Here is a 23,636-nt window from a genome sequence, read left to right on the forward strand (position 1 = left end):
GGCGACAATGTCCTTAGCAGCAATGCTCACATCTTCGCACTAGTCCAGTCTGAATGACAGAAATGCGCCCCAATCCAAGACGTTGCCATTCGAGATCTTAGCGCCCGAAAGCAGACATTCTCCCAGGCCATTCCGGCCAAGGAGAATAGCAATGACGTACTCACACTTCGATCCCGCTGCGCAGAACAGGGTACCTTGGAACTTTGGAGCGAAGATTGGCCCCAAGCGTCCATTCAATCAAAAGCAGATCTGGGCGATCCGATTCTTCCTTGATCGCGAGGAGCGCATTCGAGATCGCGCGCTGTTTGACCTGGCAATTGATAGCAAGCTGCGAGGTTGTGATCTCGTCGAGTTGAAGATCGGCGATCTGGTTAGTGGTCCCAAAATTAGAACGCGAGCGACTATTACGCAGCGCAAGACCGGACGACCTGTCCAGTTCGAGATTGCGGCAGACGCGCGTTCAAGTCTTTTCGCCTGGCTGGAGCTCAGAGGTGGTGACGTCGAGGACTTTGTTTTTCCGAGCCGAGTTGATCCCGCTCGCCACTTGAGCACGCGACAATACGCTCGGCTTTTTGATGAGTGGGTTGCGGCCATCGGCCTGCGACCAGAGGAGTTCGGCACCCACTCGCTGCGCCGAACCAAAGCCTCGATCATCTACAAAGCCACAGGGAACATCCGGGCAATCCAGATCTTGCTTGGTCATTCCAAGATTGAGATGGCCCTTGGTGAGCGTCCGGCTGTCCTGTGTGCTTATGCCGAGCAGGCCGCGGGCATGTGGCAGAAAAAGCAGTGGCGCAGACGGGCACGAGAATAGCGCGAGCAGCCACCTGAGCGTTCACGCTCTCCATTTGTGCATTTAGATTATCTTCAGGGGAACCATCGATGCAAACCCGACGCAAGCTCCTCCTCTCCGCTGCTCTTCTTCCTCTCGGTCTGACCGCTACGCAGGCCGCAGCGCAGAGCACCGTACTTGATCCTGCGCCAATTAGGCAGCCATTAGATGAGAACGGGGTTGATCTAACTTCTGGCGAAATTGTTGTTCCAGGCTCATCGGTTGCGATTGGCGGTGAGAATGGGCTCCAGCATATGCGCTACCGGGTTGGTAATGGTTGGCGTCACAATTATCTGATGACGGTTGAACTGGCCGGCAACACTGCCACCGTTACGCTTGGCGGTTCAGCGCTGACCTTCACCAAGGTTGGCGGCGTTTGGCAGAATGATCAGGGCAGTAGTTCCACTCTCACCGAGACCTCCAGCACATTTATGTTTACTGGATCCGGCGGCACGCAGATTACCTTCAACCGGACCATCATGAACGGCGCAAGTTACTACCGCAGCGCAGCAGCAGTAGCGACCGACATCACTGCCCCTACCGGGCAGAAGACCACGCTTCACTATAAGACTGATACCTACTTCATCTCGCATCCCTTTGGGGGAAGCTACTCGGTCAATGTGATCAGGCTAGCATCGGTTACTAACAATGCCGGGTATCAGCTGAAGTTCCACTACGCGCAGAACGATCCCAATCAGAGCTCTAACGCTTGGTACCGGATAACCAAGGTCACCGCGCTAAATAATGCGACCGAGTATTGTGGTCCCATGGCTAACACTTGCAACTTTGCAAATACTTGGCCCAACCTGACCTATGCTGAGAGCACCTCGGGCAGTGACACACTTGAAACCGTGACCGATGTATTGGGCCGCCAAGCGCGCTACAGAACCAATAGTGCCGACCAACTGACCAGAGTAAAGCGCGCTGGAGAAACCATTGACGGCGTAGTGGTGAATTACGGCTCTGACTCGCGCGTCTCCTCGGTCACGCATCAGGGCAGCCAGACGCGTACCTATAGTTGGTCAGCATCGGGCAATCAGCTCACGGCAACCACCAATGATATGGAAGGCCGTCAGCGCACGACGGTGAGCAATACCTCGCTTGGCGTTATCCTGACCGACACCAATGGCCTCAATCAGACCATGCAATATCAGTATGATGGTGATGGCCGTCTAACCGATGCGATTATGCCAGAGGGCGATCGCACAGAATATAGCTATGATGCGCGCGGCAATACCACTGAGGTACGGCGCAAGGCAAAGCCTGGGTCAGGCCTTGCCGATATTGTCACTAGCGCAAACTATGCGGTGACCTGCTCCAACCCGATTACCTGTAATCTACCCACCAGCACGACCGATGCGCGCGGCAAGGTGACCAATTACACCTGGCACTCAACGTATGGCGTGCTGACCGACGTTCAACTACCAGCTGATAGCAGCGGCATCAGATCGCGGAGGCGGTTTGGCTACGGCAACCTTTGGGCGAAGGCGAAGAATGCCTCAGGTACATTGGTGCAATTTGCAGATCCGATCCTGAAGCTGACGTCCACCAGGGCGTGTCGGACGGCCAATATTTGCACAGGCTCTGCTAATGAGAGCCTGACGATATATACCTACGACAACAACGCGGCACCCAATCTGGATCTAAGAAGGGTGAACCACCGGGCCGGCAATGGAACGCTGAATAGTTTTACGGACTTTACCTATGATAAGCTGGGCAACGTCCTGACAGTTGATGGTCCGATCTCTGGAACTACCGATACAACCACCTTCGTCTACGATGATGCTGGTCAGCGCATTGGCACGATCAGCGCTGATCCCGATGGCTCAGGCTCGCTGCCACGCCTCGCAAGCCGCACGACCTATAATGCTGATGGCCAGGTGACCAAGACCGAAAGCGGCACGGTGACGGGCACATCGACAGCTGCATGGAATGCCTTTGCACCCTATCAGGAATATCGCACCAGCTATGATGCCTTTGGAAGGGCCAAGACGTCGTCACAGGTCTTGCCCGGCACGAGCACGCAGTACTCAATCACACAGTATAGCTATGATGATGCTGGTTGCCTCGAATGCACGGCTGTCCGCATGAATGCGCCGTCTACAGCCACGACTCTGCCCGTCAGCGCCTGCACGCCGATGACCGCAGGCAGCTTTGGCGAGGATCGTATATCACGAACCTACTATGATGCTGCCGACCGTGTGACCGAAGTCTGGTCGGGTGTTGGCACATCGCTCGCACAGCGCACGGGCAAGAGCACTTACAGAGCCAACGGCACCCTCGCTACCTTGCTCGATGCGGGCGGCAAGAAGACCACCTATTATGTTGATGGCTTCGACCGGGTCAACGCTATCCGCTATCCGCACAAGACCAGCATCGGCCAATCCAATGCTAGCGATCAAGAAACCGTCACTTACGATGCGGCGGGCAATATCCTCACCCACCGTACGCGCCGGGGTGAGACGATCAGCTACACCTATGACAATCTAAACCGTGTCACGTACAAAACGGTGCCATCACGCAGCGGGCTATCATCCACGCATACACGCGATGTGGCCTATCGCTATGATCAGCTAGGCAATCTGACGCTCGCGCGCTTCAATGGCACTGGCGGCGTTGGTGTCACAAATGCCTATGATGGGCGCGGCCGACTGAATTGGACCCTTGATACGACGAGCGGAACGAGCCGCTAGGTTAGTTCTGCGTATGACGCCGCCAGCCGCAGGATCTCAATCAAGCATCCAGACAATCAGCTCTTCACCTATGGCTATGACAACACCAATCGGTTGATCACTATACAGCGCGATAGCGCTTATCTGCTTCGGTCGACCGTCTATAGCACTGCGGCAGGCGGAGGCCGCGTTCCATCATATTATCACGGCTCAAACACGTTCCGATCAGAATGGCGAACCGATGCAGCAGGCCGAGTGGACCGTCACGACATCACAAAATATGGGACGTCCACCGATTTGATCCATTCCTGGACGTTTAATCCTGCCAATGAGATCAGAAATGAGACCAAGAACAATCAGGCTCATGTCTGGGATGGTCATCCATCGAGCACCATTGAGAAGACCTACACCGATAACGGCCTCAACCAATACACCAATCTCAGCGGGGCCAACCTCACTTATGACGCCAATGGCAATCTGACCTCGGACGGGACCAGTACTTACATTTATGACGTCGAAAATCGTTTGGTCGGTGTCGTTGAGGGAGGAATCTACGCAACTAATCTCTTCTACGATCCTCTGGGGCGGCTCTATCGGGTTACCTCCAACAAGCCGGGATCTGGTACATACTACTTCACTTATGACGGCAATGATCTGATTGCGGAGTACAACTCTAGCGGCACGCTTACCAAGCGCCATGTCCACGGCCTCTCCGCTGGCGATGATCCGGTTGCGACTTACGCTGGTAGCTCGGTCGCGTATTCCAATGCGCGCATCTTCCATCGTGACCGGCTTGGCTCGGTGGTGATGAGTGTCGACATGAATGGCAACAATGTGGAAATCCATGGCTATGACGAGTACGGCGTCCACGGCACCAACTCGCCCGACCGCTTTGGCTACACCGGCCAAGTCTATATCCCTGAAATCGGCCTCTACTATTACAAGGCCCGCATGTACTCGCCATCCCTGGGCCGCTTTATGCAAACCGACCCCATCGGCTACGCCGATGGGCCCAACGTGTATGCGTACGTGGGCAACAATCCGACGAATGCGGTCGACCCGACTGGGTTGTGTGCGATATACTATTATTCTGGGCCGCCAGAGGAACCTTTGGCAAAGCTCGTTGATACAGACTACAGTGGTTGTGGCAGTGGCGCAGGCACTCTTGGTGGCGGCGGAGGCAGCTTCGGCGGTGGCGGTAGTGGTCCATTAGGCAGTGGTAGCGGTGGCAATGGCGCTGGGTTGACGCCAGAGGGGGAAGGAAGCGGAGAGGGACAAGATTTTTGCGCTCTTGCGCGGACTCTGAGCGACCCTGATGCGACTATCACCACCTGGGGCATATCGGGTGGTGGATTGGGCCTAGGTGGAGTAACGGGCTTTTGGAAGGATAGTAGCACAGGATTTTCTGGCGAGTTTGCAACGGTCTTGATTGGCTTTGGAGCGATTGGCGGACTCTCGGCAACAGGCGAGAAATTCAAAGGTTCTCTTTCAGATTTCTCAAGCGGTTATGCAGATTCCGCCTCTTTTGGCGTTACAACACCTATCGGAGATATTGGGTTCAACAGTACAAGAACTTCAACTGGAGCCAGTTCCCGCGGCGTTAATTTAAACTTGAACAAAAACCCGCTGAATCCGAAAAATTGGAAGATTGGGGGTGCAGCTTTCATAGGTCACTCAGAAACCAGAATTTCGAACTGCAAAGCACCGTCAGAGTAACTTGATGATGAAAAACCTAACTCTCTTGATTGCCGCTTCAGCCGTAGTGTCGAGCTGTGGAGGAGAAACTCCAAGCCCTGCCGATGAAGAAACACTTATGGGATGTTACGTTGCTTCCGACGCAGTACCGGTTACCATGAAAATCGACCAGTTCTCGATTTCGCTTAACGATGAAGTTTTGTACACAGAGTATGAGCTTGTGACGAAGCGAGGTGCAAAGCCCTTTGTGCATGTGTGGCCACGCCTTGTTCCGTGGCAGCACTCGGAAGGAATTGAATTTTTGCCTTATCGAGGTGGAAAGGGCGGTTTGACAATACTCGTCGAGCAGGGTGGATCCGAGCTAAGACTGTCTGCGGTATTTTCTACGGATGAGAACCTGGATGACTTCGAAATCCGAGAATTTATCAAGACAACCTGCTGAGGTTCCTGTATTTGGTGCTTTGCGCTTGTCTTCTGTGAATAATTCTCCTGCACCAACCTGCGCCCTCGAGAGCGGTCCGACTTGCGCTTAGAGTGAGGCATGTCCAGTTCTGGGTCGTAAGGGGAACGTCGGCTGCAAACTTATTCGGCCTCAAAGCAGCCGTTCCGCTAACGACCCATTTGTGGACGCCTGTGCAGCGCGACGCAATCTTCCGGAGTCTTCGACAAGATGATCCGGATCACTTCCAACCGCCAATTGCGTGATCTAACGGCGCCTCAATGCCCGCTAAGGCTCTTCTGATAGCGTTCTGAATCTTATGCATTGCAGGCGAGTTGAAGCGCCGCACGGACGTGGTGTTTACTTTGGTTAACTGATTTTTCCAATTCTTTGGTTATGCAATAAAACCTTATGGCGACGCACTACCGATCCGTTCACTATCTACGCGGCATAGCTGCGATGATGATACTGATACTGCACACCGTTCTTATGGGTGGGTATAGCGGGTGGTTTCCTCAATTGGGGTTTGGCGTACACCTGTTCTTCGTCATCTCTGGTTTCGTAATGTATAGCTCAACCGCCAATCGCTTTGACTGGCGCGATTATGTCTATCGACGCGCAACGCGAATTTATCCGATTTATTGGTTTGCGCTGCTGTTTGCGGTGGTGGTGGGAATGGCCACCCCAACGCTCTCAGATATGCTTCTTATTGGCGGTTCAAGAGGACCAGTTTATTGGCAACCGGGCACAATAGGAATTGCATGGACGCTCGTTTACGAGGTTATGTTTTACGCAGTGTTTGGCATTGCGATGGCTTTGGGCCGATGGTGGCTTGCACCGATTGCCGTTATCGCTCTCGTTGTCTTTCAATCTCTGCTCGGGCCATTGGAGCCGTATGGCAATCCAATCATCCTTGAATTTGCGGCAGGCGTGCTGCTGGGCCGGTTCGCGCACAGAATGAGCCCTTGGCTATTGGTGCCCGCATTTATCCTTATGGTATTGCCTAGCGGGGAAGTTGGTTCCTTATTTCGAGCAGTTAAGCTGGGCAGTTGCGCATTCTGCCTAATTGGTGGTGGGATTGCATTGGAGCGGTTTATTCCCGACATCCCAGTCTTGCGAGTATTTGGCGATGCCAGCTATTCAATTTATCTGTTCCATGTTCCAGTAATATTCGCGCTTGGGAGTGCTCCTTGGTATGTGACTACCCTACCTGCGATTGCGGTAGGTCTTTTGGCTCACAGACTAATCGAAAAACCCACGTTAAAGGCGCTAAAACGCATTCAGCCACCCTTCCAGAGCCTTGCTTCTTCATAGTTTAATGCACGAAAGTAGCCCCAAGCTTGCGGCCCAAGCTTCGTTGTCGCGATGTGAAGCGACCTAAGAGACGTTGAGCCATCTACTGCGGTGTTGTTCCAGTTGGTCTATAGCACCAGGCAAGCGAAAAACCTGATGCCACGGGCCTGCCGTTTGTCTCTCAGAAACGTATATCTGCGGCAAGCGGGTTGGCCTATATGCTGAGTAGCAGCGTGTCGGCGAACCGGCCGATAGGCCAACTCGGAAGATCGTCGAAGAAATGTGGGCCAATGAGAAACTCAATGGCCTGAAGCGATTGTGATAATGCGGGATTGGCACTACACTAGCGCACCGATTAAGCTCCTATCGCCGATTGTTCTGGGTGGCCACTAACGTCCGTTCCCCATCCTAGTTTCCTACATTGACGCATCTAAGCGTCGCTTCATCGAAGGTTTGATTGGACCGCTGAATCGAACCCTGAGATCGGTCAATCCGCTCCCGAATCGACATGCAAGAATCGCCCAATGAATCAGTCAGAAACGCAATTTCTTCGCCACTTTACACTTTTAGTGAACGTCTCTGATCGGCTTTACACCGTGAGGATAGCGTTCAAATTCTCCTCGTCGCCTCGTGCACTAAAGTGAAGCATAGCTCTATTTCTACACAGGCGGATCAATCTATTGATCCTGGCAGTAAATGAAGTTACGTTTAGTGTTACCCTGTGAAGTATTGCGCTTCACGGTAAAAGATGAGGTGGGGTCAATGAAGGTAGTGGGATCTCGTCATAGGCTAAGAGCGGTCGCAGCAATTTCGGCTTCACTCTTCTGTCTATCGATGCCTGTATCCGCTCAAGCGCAAGGCTTCATATTTGTAGCGCCGCAAGTTGCCCCGCTCATTCTGACTACGCTCAGCACAAACGGCCAATGCGTATCTTTTATTTTCGACCAGAACGGCAACCGTATCGCTCAGACTTCCAGCGCAGTTGGGTCGACCCAGACTGTTTGGGGTTCGGGTAGCTTTGGGTGTTTTTGGTGGCAGCAATAGGCGCGTTGTGCATTAATTTCTATCGGTTTGAAGGGGGCGAAGTGAGTAGCTCTTATTGGTTGGCATCTGTGCGAAGTTTTTTTGGCAAGGCATTCCATGCCCTCTTTATTGTCATGCTTCTGGTCGGGATCGTGCCGTCTAGTAGCGCAAGTGCACAAGAAGATACGCAACCAATTGGATGGATAGATGGTACCCGTGGAGATTTCATTTTTGCTAACGCTTTTGATGCGTGCGAAAGTCAGTGGAAGAGATTGAAGCGCAACACAGAAAGCCAGTTGTTTGGCACGGTTCCCGAAGAAGATGATTGGCGAAGGCACTGGTGCGATTTTAGCTGGGGAGGATATAAGTGCCCAGACGGTGGGTGCGGTCTCCTCCGGCCCGGCTACGCTCTTGCCGTTTGTCCTAGTGGCTACATCCCTACGGTCGATGGATATTGCCGGGCAGGGGCAGCGCGCGAACAAGAAATTTGCGTCTGCGATGAAAATGGAAAGTTAAACCCGGCAGTCGGCAATCCGATTGTTTTGTCAACCGGCGCTAAGGCTCTAGAAGCGATAGATTATGCAACGGCTGATGGGCGTTTTCAGATTGGCCGAACCTATCGCAGCTTACAGATCGGCAAGCCCATTCAAGGCGCGACATTGCCTTTCGCGACGCAGCGAGGGCTTACCAATGGATGGAACTTCTCCTTCAATCGGGAGATACAATTAGGAAAGTTCTCTGGTTCGCCCACAAACCCTGATGCAACCGTAGCGATCCTTTTGGCAGACGGCACCGCCTATGGCTTCAAGCTTCAATCCAGTGGGAATTGGGTTGAAGATACTTCCGGTGGTCCAGCAAGGAGTTACGGCAATCTGAAGCTGGAATTTCTCGGCACCCTTCCGCCGGATCTCGCCTCGATACGGTCAACATCAAGTACATGGCGGCTAACCGATGGCGAGGATACAGTTTGGACTCTGGTCACACATAACGGAGGCTTTGGTGGGAACTACTTAAGGGGTTGGCCTACTCTAATGGTGGCGCGAGACGGCTATCAACAGACGTTTACTTACGCTCCTGACAGCAGCCTTACGTCCATCACTGATAGCTTCGGGCGTTCGGCTACCTTTGGCTGGGGACAAGATATCGACGAAGCTAGTCCCCCACCGGCTGGTGCGGAGCCCGTAGCGCCCTACATAAACACAGTTGACCTCCCAGACGGTACATCGCTTCGCTACGATTTCTTTACTCCAGTGATTGGGTACTTGCGAGCTGCGACGACCGAACGACTAAGAGGCGGGCCTCTCGCAGGACGGAACCGAACATCAGGTAGGCTTTGGCTGGGTCGGAGAATTGGTCATACTCGCCTGGTCGGTGTCCAACGGATTGACCAAAACGATGTGGCCTTAGATTCTGTTGGCTATGCGTACGAGAATGAAAAATACCCCAAGTTTGTCACGGGTATTATTGATCATCGTGGGGTTCGTGTCAGTCGTTATACCTATGATGACAAAGGCCGCGTGATCTCAAGCGAGGGTGCCGAAAGCACTAACCTCCACACTGTTCAATATGGGTCATCCGGCGGTACACGCACCCGCAATGTGACGAGCCCACTGGGCAAGCAGGAGAATTTCGCATTTTCCCCGCACTCGGGGGGGTACCGTTTGTCTTCCATTGCAGGTCAAGCGAGCGCTGAAACTCCGGCGAGCACAACATCGATCAGCTATGGCGGCGGGACCTTTATCGCCAGTCAAACCGATGCGGAAGGTAATCAGGTCACGACTACGCGCGACAACCGCGGTCGGCCACTGACAATCGTCGAAGGCAGCGGCACGCCGGAGGCTCGCACCACCACAATAACTTGGCACCCTACCTATAACGTTGCCACCAGCATTGTTCGCGATGGCCTGACTGAAACTCGCAACTACGATGCGCAAGGCCGTTTGCAATCGGTTACCCATACTGATGCAACCAACCACACCGCTCCTTATATCACCACTGGCCAGGCTCGCACGACCAGTTACACGTGGGATGCCAATGGCCGTTTACTCTCGCTTGACGGCCCTCTCGCACCAGATGGCCAGGGCAATGATGACATCACTACCTTTACGTACGACACGTCGGGCAATCTGCTGACCAGTAGCAATGCGCAGGGGCATGTCAGCACTTATGGTGGGTATGATGCCAATGGTCGCCCGACGACGATGACCGATGCGAACGGGCAGGTTACGTCTTATGTTTACGATGAGCTTGGGCGAGCAACCTCAGTCACAGTGCAGCACCCAACCAACCCTGCGAAGAACGCAGTCACTACCATGGTCTATGACGCCATAGGGCAAGTCACAGAAATGACGCTGCCCGCGACTGACACGCTTCTGATGGACTATGACGGTGCAGGCCGCCTGACCGCTATGCATACCGCAAGCGGAGAGCGGATGAACTACACGTACGACGCTGCGGGCAATGTTACACGCGAAACGGTCAGCCGCTCCAATGGCTCAACCTCGCGCCGTATTACCCGTGCTTTTGACGAGCTGGGTCGCTTGATCCGTCAAACAACTGGCGTGGGCAAAACATCGCGGCTTGCCTACGACCGGGTAGGCAACGTTACCTCCTCAATTACGCCTGCAGGAAATCAAACGACCGCCGCCTTTGACGCGCTTGATCGCCTGGTAAGCACTGTCGCACCTGATGGCGGCAGTAGCGCGATGGCGTTTGACAACCGTGACAATATGACTGGCTATACCGATCCGATCTCTGTTGCCACGCAGTTCGTGTACAACGGCTTCGGCGAGGTAATCCAAGAGGTCTCGCCCGATCGCGGGACCAGCACTTACACTTATGATGATGCTGGCCGGATGACCCAATCTACCGATGGGCGCGGACAGGTCATCGACTACGCCTATGACGTGCTTGGTCGTATCACCAGCAAGGTGCCGCAAGGGCGCCCCGCATCCGAGGCAATCACCTATGCCTATGACACGGGAGGTCTGCCTGGCTCCTATGCGGTCGGACGCCTCGCCAGCGTGACCGACGGGACGGGCACGACGCTGTTTGCTTACGATCATCGCGGTAATCTCACTGCCAAGCAGCAGGGCATCGGCACCAGCGCTTCCGCGCAGCTCGCATATACATATGACGTCGCCGACCGGATCACGCAGATCACCTATCCCTCTGGTCGTCAGGTGCAATATAGCTATGACAGCAAGGGCCGTGTTGCATCGGTGCAGACCCGCGCGTCGGCATCAATCCCGGCATGGACGAACGTAGCAAATGGCCACACTTATGAGCCCTTTGGCCCGGTCACGGGCATGCAGCTTGGCAATGGTCTGGCGGTTGCGAATGATCGCGGGAACGACGGGCGGCTTGCCTCTCGGCGGCTTTACCGCATCTCTGACAACACCAGCCTCTCGCATCTCACCTATCGTTATACGGCGGAGGATTACATTGGCGGGATCACTGATGAGCTGAACCCGGCGAACTCTCAGCTGATGGGCTATGATGCGAATGGACGGCTTAACCTGTCCGTGATCTCTGGCCAGGCCAGCAATGACAATCACGCCTATAGCTATACCTCTGGTACCAATCAGCTAGCTGAGTTTACTCAGGCCAGCGGCTCGCGGCAGTATAGCTATGATGGGCGCGGCAATATGCTTACCGAAACCCGGCCGGGCGGGGTGACAGTGGCCGCGAGCTATGACGGCTATGGCCGTCTGATCAGCTATAACCGCTCCAATGCGGGCGCGCAGAGTTATAGCTATAACGGCCTCGATGACCGCGTCGCCATGACCAAACCGACCACAGGCACGCGGCACTTTGTCTATGACGCTGGCGGACGCGTGATCGGCGAATACGGTGCCTCGGCGAGTGATGTTTGGGCAGAGTTTATCTGGGCCAACCCGCAAGTCGGCGCTGGTACGGGGCCCTATGGCGGGGATGACGGTCTGGGCGGCTATATGCCGATGGCGGTGGCAACGCCTGATGTGAACGCCACTATCCAGCTGATCTGGGTCCATGGCAATCATCTGGGCGTGCCCACCGTGGTCAGCGATGATGCGGGCAATGCCGTCCCGCTCTCAGGAGATTACCTGCTGCCCGGCTTCCCGGGGCAAAGCCGCATCTTCTCTGACCTCTACTACAACCGTTACCGCGATTATGACCCGGTAACCGGCCGCTATATCCAGGCCGACCCCATCGGCCTCGGCGGCGGCTCCAACAATTACGTCTATGCGCTGAACAACCCGGTGAATTACATGGATCCGGATGGGCTGTCGCCGCTCGATTTGCTCGGCTCTGGTCAATTTGGCGGCATAAAGATTGCAGGTGATGCCCTCGCAGCTGCCAACGCAAGAAACGCTGGCTATGATCCAAGCGGTATCTTCTGCATCGACCCTTGGGATGTGGGGCTGTTGGTGTTGGGTGTCGCGCCTGGTGGGAAGTTCGTTGGGCAAGCATTCAGTAGAGTTGGGAAGAGAATATCCAACCGCAGCCTAAAAGCTGGCCCAAAAAAGAGAGGCAGTGCTCCGATCGGAAAAGATGGGCACCCAATTGAGTTACATCACCGAGGGCAGAAGCCTGATAGTCCTATTGATGAAATGACGCGCACTGATCACCGCGGCAAAGGAAACTTTAGTAAGAACCACCAGAACACCGGGAAACATCCTTCGAAAATAGACCGCGACGAATTTAATCGCAAACGCGAGCAATATTGGAAAGACCAATACGATAGTGGGCGGTTTGATAACTTGGATGACTGAATATGCTAATAAAATTTGATCATGAGAAGCTCGCAAAAAGTCTTATATTTGAAGATGATGGAAGGACTGCATATGCGTATATGCTGTCGGGAGATGATATCGTGTCAGATGTTTGGCTTTATAATGTTTGCACAGCACCAATCGAACCCGAATGGCATGATCGGAGCAAGATGCCTTTCGCAAACCCCAAGGATTTCGTTTTAGAAGAGCACTTTGAGCCTGTAACCGAGATTGCTGATGTCACGGTTGAGTGGGATATTGATTGTGATAGAAATCTAGCTGCTGTCTTGTATTTGAGCGGAAAGAAGCATGCCTACCTATATGCAGGGGGTAAGCCCGGAAAGTGTCGACTGGCCATAAAACCAAGCCCCGTTGCGCTACCACTTTGTGAAATCAGTTAATCGAGGCGCCTCGGCCAGTGATGTGTGGGCCGAGTTTATCTGGGCGAACCCGCAAGTGGGCGCGGGCACAGGCCCCTATGGCGGAGATGACGGTCTGGGCGGCTATATGCCGATGGCGGTCGCGACGCCTGATGTGAATGCCACTATCCAGCTGATCTGGGTTCACGGCAATCACCTTGGCGTGCCCACCGTGGTCAGCGATGATGCGGGCAATGCCGTCCCGCTCTCAGGCGATTATCTGCTGCCCGGCTTCCCGGGGCAAAGCCGCATCTTCTCTGATCTCTATTACAACCGCTACCGCGACTACGACCCCATCACTGGCCGCTATATCCAGGCCGATCCGATTGGGCTTGGTGGAGGCTCCAACAACTACGTCTATGCCCTCAATAATCCGGTCAATATGATCGATCCGGATGGGAAGGTGCCGATCATTGTACCAGTCGTCACCGGCGTCGTTATTGGAGCCGGCAGCGAGTTGGCCTTCCAGGGCTTTAACAATTGGCTAGACGGTCGCGATGTCTTCAGCATACATTGTTACGAATGGGGTGAAGTCGCTTTCGCCGGTGCTCTTGGTGGCTTTGGTGGGCACTGGGTCAATGGCTGGGTCAAACTGACGAAGGGCTCCATGAAGTGGAACAATGTGTCGCGCAGAATACGGCGCGCTGAAAATCTAGTAGGCAAGCCCTACGACCTTCACCATTGGCTCATCACACGAAAGATGATGAAAAACAGGCCTTGGCTTGAAAAGATCGCCAATAGGCCGTGGAATCTGAAGGTTGTGCCGCAGAGGGTTCATCGAAACCTTCACAAAGATCCTTATCCAGAGATGGTTGCGCGGGGTGCACCCGGTGCGCTTCAGGGCGCGGCAGCAACAGCTATGGGCGCCGGGGCCATTGAGTTATCCGATGGGAGGTTAGATGATTGAGCCAGCCCACCCTTACCTACTGTTTCATCCCAAGTTTGTATGGAAAACCGAAGGCAAACGCTGGGAATATCAAATGGACCGCAAGACCTTCAAGAAGGGTTGGTGGAAGGGATCTGAGAGTTTCGTTATTGATGTTCAATGCCGCCGGTTTGATTTGCTCGACGTTGAAAGTGACGGCGTCGCTTGGACCGTTTGGAACTTGTTTCGATCTAACGAAATGAGGCTTATCTCTCTACGATATATTTGCAGCGATCCTCAGCAACTCACGTTTGAACAAGCCCGCGAGACTTATGTCGAGTATATTTGTGAGCATCGGTGGTGGAGCGCGACACATGAAAACGAGGAACAATTTCGTGCTCGCAATGCCGAATACACCAAATGGGCTGATGTAGTTGAATTTGTAAGCCTAGCGGGACGTCACCCCTGAGCAGCCGCGTCAATATGCTGAGCGGGACCCGCGCATGGACAGGACGAGAATGAGCAGCATTAGGTTCAGCGAGCCATTCTTCGTTAGATCAGGGCGTCGACTTGTCGATAGCGATAAACGTCACTTCTTTTTGACAGCCGCCGAAGGTTCAGAAAGTGACCAGTTGCTTGTTAATGTGTTGCGGTCCGGCCGTGCTGAGTTGAACTGGGTGTTGGACCATGATGGAAGATTTTTTGAGATGGCATCGCTAGGCCTTTCACCAAAAACCTTTCTTCAGAAAATCGGTTTTGCTCGCCAGAAAGAGCCACTTAAAGTCAAACCTCCGCGCTCGATTACTGTCGCTGAATTTATTTCGAAGATCAGCGACATTGATGATAGCGAAGAAGACGCTCCGATTGCTACTTTTGCACGCGAACAGCTTAAAGATGTTCCCGGAAGTCACGTAATCGATCGTGAGACTATGATCGTACTTTTAGGCGAAAGACCCTAGTTGAAATTGGGCGGCTACATGCCGCTCGCGGTCGCAACGCCCGATATGAACGCCAATATCCAGCTGATCTGGGTCCATGGCAATCATCTGGGCGTGCCGACTGTCGTCAGCGATGATGCGGGCAATGCCGTCCCGCTCTCAGGCGATTACCTGCTCCCCGGCTTTCCCGGTCAAAGCCGCATCTTCGCAGACCTCTATTACAACCGCTACCGCGACTATGACCCTGTCACCGGCCGCTATCTCCAGGCCGATCCCATCGGCCTCGGCGGAGGCTCCAACAATTACGTTTATGCTGGCTCAAATCCAGCAAACAATATTGATCCCGATGGGCTATTCCAGATGCCCATAGCGCCGAACCCTCTGCTTCTTCGTGTGGCTCCTCAAGCAACGATCTTCTATGGCCTAGGTTTAACGCTCGCCGCGGCCAATCAATGGGCGCTGTGTCGAAACCAGTTTAGCCTAACACCCAAGGAAGAAAGTAGGGTCGCAAGGTTACGGCCCGACCCAGATGATCCATGCCCGGCGATCAAAATGGCTGTGCAGGATGCAATTTCGGGACTCAAGCCAAAGCTTAGGAACTTTGTCGAGGACCCCGGCCAAATGATTGGCACGCCAGGGCGGGACACACATCTAAATGATATGAAAGGTAGAATACAACGTATTCGAGATTTTATAAGCGCCGGAAAGAAGCTCGGCTGCGATATGTCATCTGAAGAAATGGCGCTGGCTCAGCTTGTCGCGGGCCTCTAGAATTTCTTGATCGGAGCGAAAAAGGTGAAGTCTCACAGGGTATATATAGACGCTTCGATCTTTACTGAAGATGAGGCGATTGGAATGATATGCGGCGAGCTCGACGTTAAATCGAACTTCAGTAAGGGCGATCTATTTCAGTTTGAAATTGAGCCTTTTTTGAAATTTTCCGAAGGATCAATACCGAGTGTAAGCGTTGAGGAGGTATCACGAAGACATTATGGCAGTAGAGTGCCCTTTTTGTCTTTATCCGACTACATGTTTCGGAGTCGAAAAGAAGCTGAGGAGTTTATCAATTCGATTGCCAAAATAGAAGGTATGGATGGTGATATCTATGAACTGCCCTGATCAAGGCGGCACTTTGTCTATGATGCGGGTGGCCGTGTAATCGGAGAGTACGGCGCCTCGGCCAGTGACGTATGGGCCGAGTTTATCAGGGCGCTACTGGAACGTGGTGCTGGGACTGGTACATACGGAGAGGAGTATGGTGCCTCGGCCAGCCAAGTGTGGGCCGATACGAATACTGCATGAAAATATTTGCCCAAATATTCAACTAGAAAGCGTTGCAGTATTCGCAGCAGCAAAGTACGCTCGGCCTTGGTATACATTGCGAGGGATGGGGCAATGATTCGAACAGTTCGGATTTCTTTTTATTCTATTTTTCTGGCTTTCGCAGGCGCTTCGGTTCCAGCATGGGCAGAATGTCCCGTCCCGCACACTATCAGCAATGGTGAAGTTGCTGACGCGACCGAGGTGATGGAGAACTTTAACGCGGTGGCGCAATGTGCCGATGATGCCGCGGAGAATTCGGTCAAGCAAACAGGCGCACCGCAAGCGGGCGAAGTCGCTGTGTTTAGCGGAGATAAGACCGTGACTGGCGGAAACCTAACGGGTGACGTAACCACCTCCGGCGGGACCGAAACCACGCTCTCGGATAGCGGCGTTGCAGCTGGAAGTTATATCAATCCAGAGATCACCGTAGATTCCAAAGGACGCATCACAGCGGCCGCCAATGGCACCGGAGGCGGCGGCGGTGGCTCAGACTGGACCGAGATCACACTCGCAAACCCCGGCGCGGAGACAGGCGATACTTCTGGCTGGGTGCAGATCAACGGAGGGTTCTCAGCCATTCTTGCCAATCAGCAAGGTCATGCGATGACGCCCATTGAAGGCATCTATGCGTTCGCAGCTTCATCCAATCCTGACCCGCTGATGTTCCAAGATTACGATCTCTCGTCTTTCGCAACGGCAATTGATAATGGATCAGTGCTTGTGAAGCTCGAAGCATTTGCTGCTGATACCAATGCGAATGGCGAGAATCCGATACTGTATTTGCAGTATAGGGATGGTGCTGGAAGCCCGGTAGCCCGTAGCTACAGTGCGACGCAAATCCGCAGCATTGGTGCGGGGCAGTGGCGCTATATTACTGCTGAGGGCCGGGTGCCGTCCGGCGTGCGGGAAGTGAGATTGGTTGTTCGGGCGCAAAGGGTTGTTGGAACCGGCAACAATGTAGCCTTCGATGAGATTAGAGCCTTTATCCGCGGATTCTAAGGCTTGCACGAATGCGGTAAATCCTCGAAACTCTTTGCGATAGAATCGGGGAAATCAAATTAGCGACGAGCTGCGCAGCGCGACACTGTTTACCGGCCTGACCAGGCCGCAAATGTTCGCAGGCGTCACTTATACCTTCTTCATCATCAATGTGGTGATTACGGTTGAGCTGTTTCTGATCTTCCGCTCATGGTGGATATTACTGGTGGCGCTGGTACTCCATGGTCTTGGCGCATTGCTCTGTCTGCGCGAACCGCGTTTCTTTGATCTTTGGATTACCCGCGTGCGCAATTGTCCACGCGTGAAGAATTATGGCCTCTGGCGATGCAATTCCTACCGCCCCTGACCCGCGATAGACGCGTGATGGCGCGCGAGGCTCCGGCTGGCGCGCATTTGCCCTATGCAAGGCATATAGATGATGTGACGATTGAGACCCGCGACGGGCTGCTCATGCAGACGATCCGGGTCGGCGGACTGCTGTTTGAGACCGCTGATAGCGAAGAGCTCAATTACCGCGCTGAGTTACGCGATGCGATGCTGCGCGCGCTTGGGTCATCGCGTTATGCGATTTATCATCATGTAGTTCGGAGGCGGGCTGATACGACGCTGGAAGCCGATTGGCCCGATGCCTTTTCCAAGAAGCTGGATGAGCGTTGGCGTCAGCGACTTGGGCGCAAAGAGCTTTACGTCAACGAGCTGTTCTTGACGATTGTCAGGCGTCCAACGCAGGGTCGTATGGGAATTGGCGATCGGCTACGCGGCCTGTTTGCCAAATCAACCGGAGGTAATGCCGCTCTTCTAGCGACAGAGAAGCATGGCCTCGACAATGCCCGCGAAGCGCTTGTTGCGGCGCTTGGCCGCTATGATCCGCATGTGCTTTCGCGTTATGATAACGGCGATGGCGAGCGCTCAGAACCGCTCGAGTTCCTTTCCTATCTCTTCAACGCTGATATGCGCCCCATTGTCGAACCGCATGGTGATCTCGGGCATCATATTCCGGCACGCCGGGTAAGTTTTGGGCAAGACACTGTTGAACTTGCGCCCAGCGGCAATCTTGATCGGCAGTTCGTGGCGCTTGTCTCAATCAAGGATTGGCCTAACCGGACTATGCCCGGCATGTTCGATGAGCTGTATCGGCTGCCCTTTGAGCTCAATGTCAGTCAGAGCTTTGCCTTTGTTGAGCGGCGCGCAGCGCTCGGCAAAATGAACTTGGCTCTCCGCCGCATGCAATCAGCCGAGGACGAGGCCATTTCGCTGCGCAATGAGCTGGCAGTGGCCAAAGATGAGGTTGCTGCAGGTCGCGCAGGCTTTGGCGAGCACCATACGACCGTGGCGATCCATGCCGATAGCTTAAAGCAGCTTGACGCCAATGTTGCTGAAGTCATTGCGCTGATGGCGGATCTCGGCATTAATGCGGTGCGCGAGGACATTGCGCTCGAGCCAACCTTCTGGGCGCAGTTCCCCGGCAATTTCCGCTACATTCCCCGGCGCGGCCTTGTCTCCACCACCAATTTTGCAGGGCTTGCTAGCCTGCATAATTTCCCGGTTGGCCGCGAGCGCGCCAATCACTGGGGCGATGCAGTTACTCTGTTTGAGACGACAGCGGCGGGGCCCTATTTCTTCAATTTCCATCAGAAAGATCTCGGCAACTTCACGGTTATTGGGCCCTCGGGTTCAGGCAAAACGGTGGTGCTTGGATTCTTGCTGGCACAAGCGCGCAAGTATCGCCCCCGCACTATCTTCTTCGATAAGGATCGCGGGGCTGAACTGTTTATCCGCGCGATTGGCGGCTCCTATGATCGCTTGCGACCAGGAGATGCATCGGGCCTCAATCCGCTCCAGCTTGAAGACACGCCAGGAAATCGCGCGTTCTTGATCGAATGGCTTGGCCTGCTAGCAGGCGGTGCGGATGGCGAGGAGCTTGACCGCATTCGTGATGCGATCGAGACTAATTTCCATCAACCCAAAGCGCGCCGCCGCCTGCGCTATTTGGTTGAGCTCTTTCGCGGCGGTGATCGACCGCGCATCGGTGATCTGTACTCCCGGATGAAGCCATGGTGGGGAGATGGAGACCGTGCTTGGTTATTCGACAATGAGGTCGATACGACCGACCTTACCCAAGAAACAGTCGGGTTTGATATGACCGCGATCCTCGATGATCCCGATCTACGTACACCGGCCATGCTTTACTTCTTCCACCGGGTTGAGCAGCGATTGGACGGAACACCTGCGATTATTGTCGTCGATGAAGGCTGGAAAGCACTGGACGATGAGATCTTCGTGCGCCGCATTCGCGATTGGGAAAAGACCATACGCAAGAAGAACGGGATTGTCGGCTTTGCCACCCAAAGCGCGCAAGATGCGCTCGAAAGTAAGATAGCCAGCGCGATTATCGAACAAGCCGCAACCCAGATTTTTATGATCAATCCCAAAGCGCGCGCTGAAGACTATATCAACGGCTTCGGCCTTTCGCGCCATGAGTATGATCTGGTGCGGACCTTGCCTGATAGCTCGCATTGCTTCCTCATTAGGCACGGCAATGAAAGCGTGGTCGCCAGGCTTGATCTCACTGGCGAAAGCGAATTGCTCACTATTCTTTCCGGGCGCGAGGCAACGGTGCGTCTATTCGATGATGTGGTGAGCGAGACGGGCGAAGATCCCGATAAGTGGATGAAGGCTCTGCTGGAGCGAGCAGCCTAGATGGCGTGTCCGCAGATCCTCACCGGCAGTGAATTTCTGCCGCGCGTGCTGGAGCACATCGATTGTCAATCGCGCAGCCTGGGCACCTTTGGCTATCAGTCGCTCGCCGAACCGGGATCGCTTGCGGCGACGGTGATGACCGGGCTGTTGACGGTGTTTATCGCGCTCTTTGCCCTGCGGCTACTCTTTGGCCCTGCTCCCGGCGCGCGCGATACGGTCTATGATGTCCTTAAGATCGGGATCGTCCTGACGCTGGCCTTCTCATGGCCCGCCTGGAAAGTGCTGGTCCATGACGTCGTACTCGAGGGCCCGGCGCAGATCGCGGCGGCAATCTCTTCGCCTGCGTTAGGCGAGGCTGGCACAGGGTTTGCGGAGCGCCTGCGAGCCACCGACGCGGCTCTGGTTGAGCTGACCGAGACCGGCACTGGCCGCAATAGTGGCGCGCTAATCGAGGGCGATAGCTTGGGCGGAAGCTTTGCGGGCAGCGCCTTGCGGGATGAAAACGCCTTTGGTTCTGCGCGTCTCGTTTTCCTCGCTAGCGTGATTGGATCGCTTGCGCTCCTCAGACTGGCTGCAGGTCTGCTGCTTGCGCTTGCTCCGCTTGCTGCCGGGCTCCTGCTGTTCGGCATGACACGCGGGCTTTTTTCAGGATGGCTGAGAGGCTTGGTGCTCACGCTGGTCGGCACTCTTGGGGCAAGTCTCGTGCTAGCAATCGAAATGGCAATCCTTGGCCCATGGCTAGATGATGTGCTGCGCGTGCGAGCATTGGGCTATGCCACGCCCTCTGCACCGATTGAGCTCTTTGCCATGACGCTTGCTTTTGCTGCGGTGCTCATCGGCATAGTGTGGATCATCGGCAAGGTTAGCTTTACGCGGGGGTGGCAGGATTTGCGCGAGTTCGCCTTGCCAGGACAGAATATCCAGCCCGCTTTTTCGCCTGCGGTGGGAGATTCCAGTCAAATGGTCATCGGTAACCGCGCAGAACGCATATCGGGCAGCGTGGAGACGGTTCTGAGACGCGAAGAGCAGGCCGGCGCTTCGCGGATGGACTACGGCCGTTCGGTTGGTGCTGGTTCCGCTTCGACACAAGGGCCAGGCGTTCAATCCAGCGCATCTGCGCAGCCGCGCCTTGGCAGCTCCTATCGCCGGACCAGCCAGCGCAGTTCTGGTTCAACGCAGCAAAGGGATAGCCGCTAAATGAGCGCGCATGAGAATATAGATTTAGCCGAGATTGAGGTTGCTGATAGCTGGGCGCAGAGCGTTACTGATGATCTGGAACGCTCGCGGCGCACGGCGTGGATTATTGCCTGCGTCTCAGCAGCTATTGCGCTGCTTTTGGCCATCGCTCTCGTGATCCTGCTGCCGCTTAAAACAGTGGAGCCATACACATTGCTCGTTGATCGCCAGACGGGCAATGTTGAAGCGCTCGCGCCGCTAGACGCACAGACCGTGACAGCGGATAGCGCGCTTACCCGCTCGTTTCTGGTGCAATATGTGATAGCGCGCGAGAGCTTTAGCGCTGGCAGTTTTGATACCGATTATCAAAAGGTTGCGCTTTGGAGCGCTGGCGATGCGCGGCAGCGCTATATGAACCAAATGCAAGCCAATAATCCCGCGAGCCCGCTTGCCTTTCTACCGCGTGGCGGGACCATTCGCACAGAGATTAAAAGCATATCCTCGCTCGGCGCTGATCGTTCTTTGGTGCGGTTCCAGACGACGCGCCTTGATCCAGGAGCGCGTCCGCAGGCCGCGCAGGATTGGCAGGCGGTGCTTAGCTTTGGCTATAGCGAAGCGCCGATGAGCGAGGCCGATCGCCTGCTGAACCCGCTTGGCTTTCAAGTAACGCGTTATCGCCGCAATGCTGAGACGCTGCCTGACCCTGTCCCGGCGCAGCAGGCCGTTAGTTCTCCAGAGCGCGCCCAATGAGGTGGCTTGCGGTCATGGCATGCGTTTTAGGGTTTAGTGTTCCTCTGTCAGCGCAGATCATGCCAGAGCCCTCGCCTGACAATCCGCGCATTCAATCGGCGCGTTGGCAGCCGGGACAAGAGATCTTTTTGACCGCGCTTCCCGCGAGCGGGTTGACGATTGTGCTGGAACCCGGAGAGCAAATATCCCGGGTTGAACTTGATGACGGCAATGCGATGGACGCCACCGTGTCTGCAGAGAATGATAGCCTGCTGCTCGTGCCAAAAAGAACCGGCGAGCTTGGAAAAATCCGGGTGCAAAGCGACCGCCGGTTTTATGCGTTCTCGCTGCGCACTGGCACGGATCTAATGGGCGCTTACCTCGTGCAGATGGACTTCTCACCTCCACCAACCCCGCTGGACATTGTCGCGCCCAGCGAGCCAGTAAGCAATGAGCTTTGGCTATACCGCTTAAAGGGAAACCGCGAAGTCCGCCCGGCTGCGATCAGCGATGATGGCCAGCGAACCACAATCGAATTTGCGCCGAGCCAATCACTCCCAGCGGTGTTCGGGATAGGGCCTTCAGGCAAGGAGCAGGTGGTCAATGGGCATATGCGCGGAGACCAGTTCGTGATTGACCGCGTTTGGGAGCGACTTGTATTCCGAATCGACAAGGAAAAGGCGACCGCGCGCCGCAACAAAACCCCGGAGACGAGTGATGGTTGATCGCGCATCAGACGATCCTATTCCAGGCGATGTGCGCCCGATTGTCGCAACCGGCAGTAATAGCAATTTGGGCCTTTGGGCCTTTCTGGCTATTCTCCTCCTTGGCTGCGCCTGGCTGTTCTCAGCACTTAGTGCCAGCCGCGAGGCGGCTACTTCTCCGCGCACTAGCCTGCCTGACAGCGTGAATGGAGGGCGTATTGCCGCGCCACCTGCCCCTGCAATGCCCGCGCGATTTCTCGAACCTGAAGCGCAATTAGCAGGGCGCGGGATAGGTAATGCGGGCCGTAGCGCTGGAGCGCCAGTTCCGCGTGGCGCCGCGCCGCCTCCACCGCCAGTTACCTACACTCCGCCCGTTCAGCAATTTGCGCCGCTGCCAACAACTGCTGACCCGTTCGCAGTCCGGCCCTCACGCCCTCAGGTCGTGTTTGATCGCAGCGCGAGTGGCGTCGCACAGCAATCCTCGGCACGCGATGATGAAAGCTCAGAACGGATCAGCGCAGGCCGCTTGAGCAATCCAGCCTTTACTGTACCGCTTGGCACCATCATCCCAGCCGTTCTGGAAACCGCGTTCGATTCCACGCAGGCAGGCGCTGCACGCGCACTCGTCCAGCGCGACATTTACAGCTTCGATGGCAGCCGTGTTCTGATCCCACGCGGCAGCCGCCTCCATGGTGAATATGAAGGCACGCTCGAACGCGGCCAGAACCGCGCACTCATCCAATGGACCCGGCTGATTAGGCCCGACGGGGTGACAATGGCGCTCGACAGTCCAGCCTCCGATCCGCTCGGCAAAGCGGGCGTTAGGGGTAAGGTGGATAGCAAGTTCTTTCAGCGCTTTGGCGGCGCGATCCTGCAGTCGGTCCTCGATATTGGTGTGGGCATCGCCACCCGAGAGGCGACGGACGGCGTGATTGTAGCGCTCCCCGGAAGCACGCAAAATCTGACACAAATACAGCCGCAAGACATCCGACCCACACTCAAAATTAAGCACGGAACCAGCGTATCGGTTTATGTCGCGCGTGACCTCGACTTTGCGAGCGTTGACCGCTGACTG

At 55.0% G+C, this 23,636-nt stretch carries 18 protein-coding genes; all 18 read left to right on the top strand.

Features of this window, described 5'->3' with window-relative positions; all coding sequences use genetic code 11:
- Nucleotides 1-151 precede the first annotated feature (151 nt).
- The 18 genes from ACFCXQ_RS06350 to ACFCXQ_RS06435 all read left to right on the top strand — a co-directional run bounded on the left by ACFCXQ_RS06350 (nt 152) and on the right by ACFCXQ_RS06435 (nt 23,633).
- Entirely contained in the window at nt 152-814 is a 663-nt protein-coding gene (locus ACFCXQ_RS06350) for a tyrosine-type recombinase/integrase (protein WP_379554143.1), read from the top strand.
- A 68-nt stretch (nt 815-882) separates the two neighbouring features.
- Complete coding sequence (locus tag ACFCXQ_RS06355) at nt 883-3,525, top strand: hypothetical protein (protein ID WP_379554145.1); 2,643 nt, start codon at nt 883-885, stop codon at nt 3,523-3,525.
- A 93-nt stretch (nt 3,526-3,618) separates the two neighbouring features.
- Complete coding sequence (locus tag ACFCXQ_RS06360) at nt 3,619-5,220, top strand: RHS repeat-associated core domain-containing protein (protein ID WP_379554147.1); 1,602 nt, start codon at nt 3,619-3,621, stop codon at nt 5,218-5,220.
- A gap of 4 nt (nt 5,221-5,224) precedes the next feature.
- Complete coding sequence (locus tag ACFCXQ_RS06365; protein WP_379554149.1) at nt 5,225-5,641, top strand: hypothetical protein; 417 nt, start codon at nt 5,225-5,227, stop codon at nt 5,639-5,641.
- 408 nt (nt 5,642-6,049) lie between these two features.
- Nucleotides 6,050-6,952 carry an acyltransferase family protein gene (locus ACFCXQ_RS06370; protein ID WP_379554151.1) on the top strand — a complete coding sequence of 301 codons (903 nt, stop codon included), beginning with the start codon at nt 6,050-6,052 and terminating at the stop codon, nt 6,950-6,952.
- A 1,274-nt stretch (nt 6,953-8,226) separates the two neighbouring features.
- The gene (locus ACFCXQ_RS06375; protein WP_379554153.1) at nt 8,227-12,708 is read left to right on the top strand and encodes an RHS repeat-associated core domain-containing protein; all 4,482 of its coding nucleotides are present in this window, start codon (nt 8,227-8,229) and stop codon (nt 12,706-12,708) included.
- Nucleotides 12,709-12,710: 2 nt separating this feature from the next.
- Nucleotides 12,711-13,109 (top strand): hypothetical protein, encoded by a 399-nt coding sequence (locus tag ACFCXQ_RS06380; protein ID WP_379554155.1) that lies wholly within the window; start codon nt 12,711-12,713, stop codon nt 13,107-13,109.
- Entirely contained in the window at nt 13,096-14,034 is a 939-nt protein-coding gene (locus ACFCXQ_RS06385) for an RHS repeat-associated core domain-containing protein (RefSeq protein WP_379554157.1), read from the top strand. Before ACFCXQ_RS06380 ends, ACFCXQ_RS06385 begins: the two co-directional genes overlap by 14 nt.
- Nucleotides 14,027-14,461, top strand: coding sequence for a hypothetical protein (locus ACFCXQ_RS06390; protein WP_379554159.1), 435 nt, complete (start codon nt 14,027-14,029; stop codon nt 14,459-14,461). Before ACFCXQ_RS06385 ends, ACFCXQ_RS06390 begins: the two co-directional genes overlap by 8 nt.
- A gap of 49 nt (nt 14,462-14,510) precedes the next feature.
- On the top strand, nt 14,511-14,951 hold the full coding sequence (locus ACFCXQ_RS06395) for a hypothetical protein (RefSeq protein ID WP_379554161.1): 441 nt from the start codon (nt 14,511-14,513) through the stop codon (nt 14,949-14,951).
- Between the two features lie 18 nt (nt 14,952-14,969).
- Nucleotides 14,970-15,701, top strand: coding sequence for an RHS repeat-associated core domain-containing protein (locus ACFCXQ_RS06400; protein WP_379554163.1), 732 nt, complete (start codon nt 14,970-14,972; stop codon nt 15,699-15,701).
- 624 nt (nt 15,702-16,325) lie between these two features.
- Nucleotides 16,326-17,252, top strand: a complete 927-nt coding sequence (locus ACFCXQ_RS06405) for a hypothetical protein (RefSeq protein ID WP_379554165.1) — start codon at nt 16,326-16,328, stop codon at nt 17,250-17,252.
- Between the two features lie 112 nt (nt 17,253-17,364).
- Nucleotides 17,365-17,598 carry a type IV secretion system protein VirB3 gene (locus ACFCXQ_RS06410; RefSeq protein WP_379554166.1) on the top strand — a complete coding sequence of 78 codons (234 nt, stop codon included), beginning with the start codon at nt 17,365-17,367 and terminating at the stop codon, nt 17,596-17,598.
- Nucleotides 17,577-19,952 (top strand): VirB4 family type IV secretion/conjugal transfer ATPase, encoded by a 2,376-nt coding sequence (locus ACFCXQ_RS06415; RefSeq protein ID WP_379554168.1) that lies wholly within the window; start codon nt 17,577-17,579, stop codon nt 19,950-19,952. The genes ACFCXQ_RS06410 and ACFCXQ_RS06415 overlap by 22 nt, the downstream gene beginning before the upstream one ends.
- Nucleotides 19,953-21,149 (top strand): type IV secretion system protein, encoded by a 1,197-nt coding sequence (locus tag ACFCXQ_RS06420; RefSeq protein WP_379554170.1) that lies wholly within the window; start codon nt 19,953-19,955, stop codon nt 21,147-21,149.
- The gene (locus ACFCXQ_RS06425) at nt 21,150-21,878 is read left to right on the top strand and encodes a virB8 family protein (RefSeq protein WP_379554172.1); all 729 of its coding nucleotides are present in this window, start codon (nt 21,150-21,152) and stop codon (nt 21,876-21,878) included.
- Nucleotides 21,875-22,582 (top strand): TrbG/VirB9 family P-type conjugative transfer protein, encoded by a 708-nt coding sequence (locus ACFCXQ_RS06430; RefSeq protein WP_379554174.1) that lies wholly within the window; start codon nt 21,875-21,877, stop codon nt 22,580-22,582. Before ACFCXQ_RS06425 ends, ACFCXQ_RS06430 begins: the two co-directional genes overlap by 4 nt.
- Nucleotides 22,575-23,633, top strand: coding sequence for a TrbI/VirB10 family protein (locus ACFCXQ_RS06435; RefSeq protein WP_379554176.1), 1,059 nt, complete (start codon nt 22,575-22,577; stop codon nt 23,631-23,633). The genes ACFCXQ_RS06430 and ACFCXQ_RS06435 overlap by 8 nt, the downstream gene beginning before the upstream one ends.
- The last annotated feature ends 3 nt before the right edge of the window (nt 23,634-23,636 follow it).

This window comes from Qipengyuania rhodophyticola (assembly GCF_042493225.1).
Classification (GTDB): Bacteria; Pseudomonadota; Alphaproteobacteria; order Sphingomonadales; family Sphingomonadaceae; genus Erythrobacter.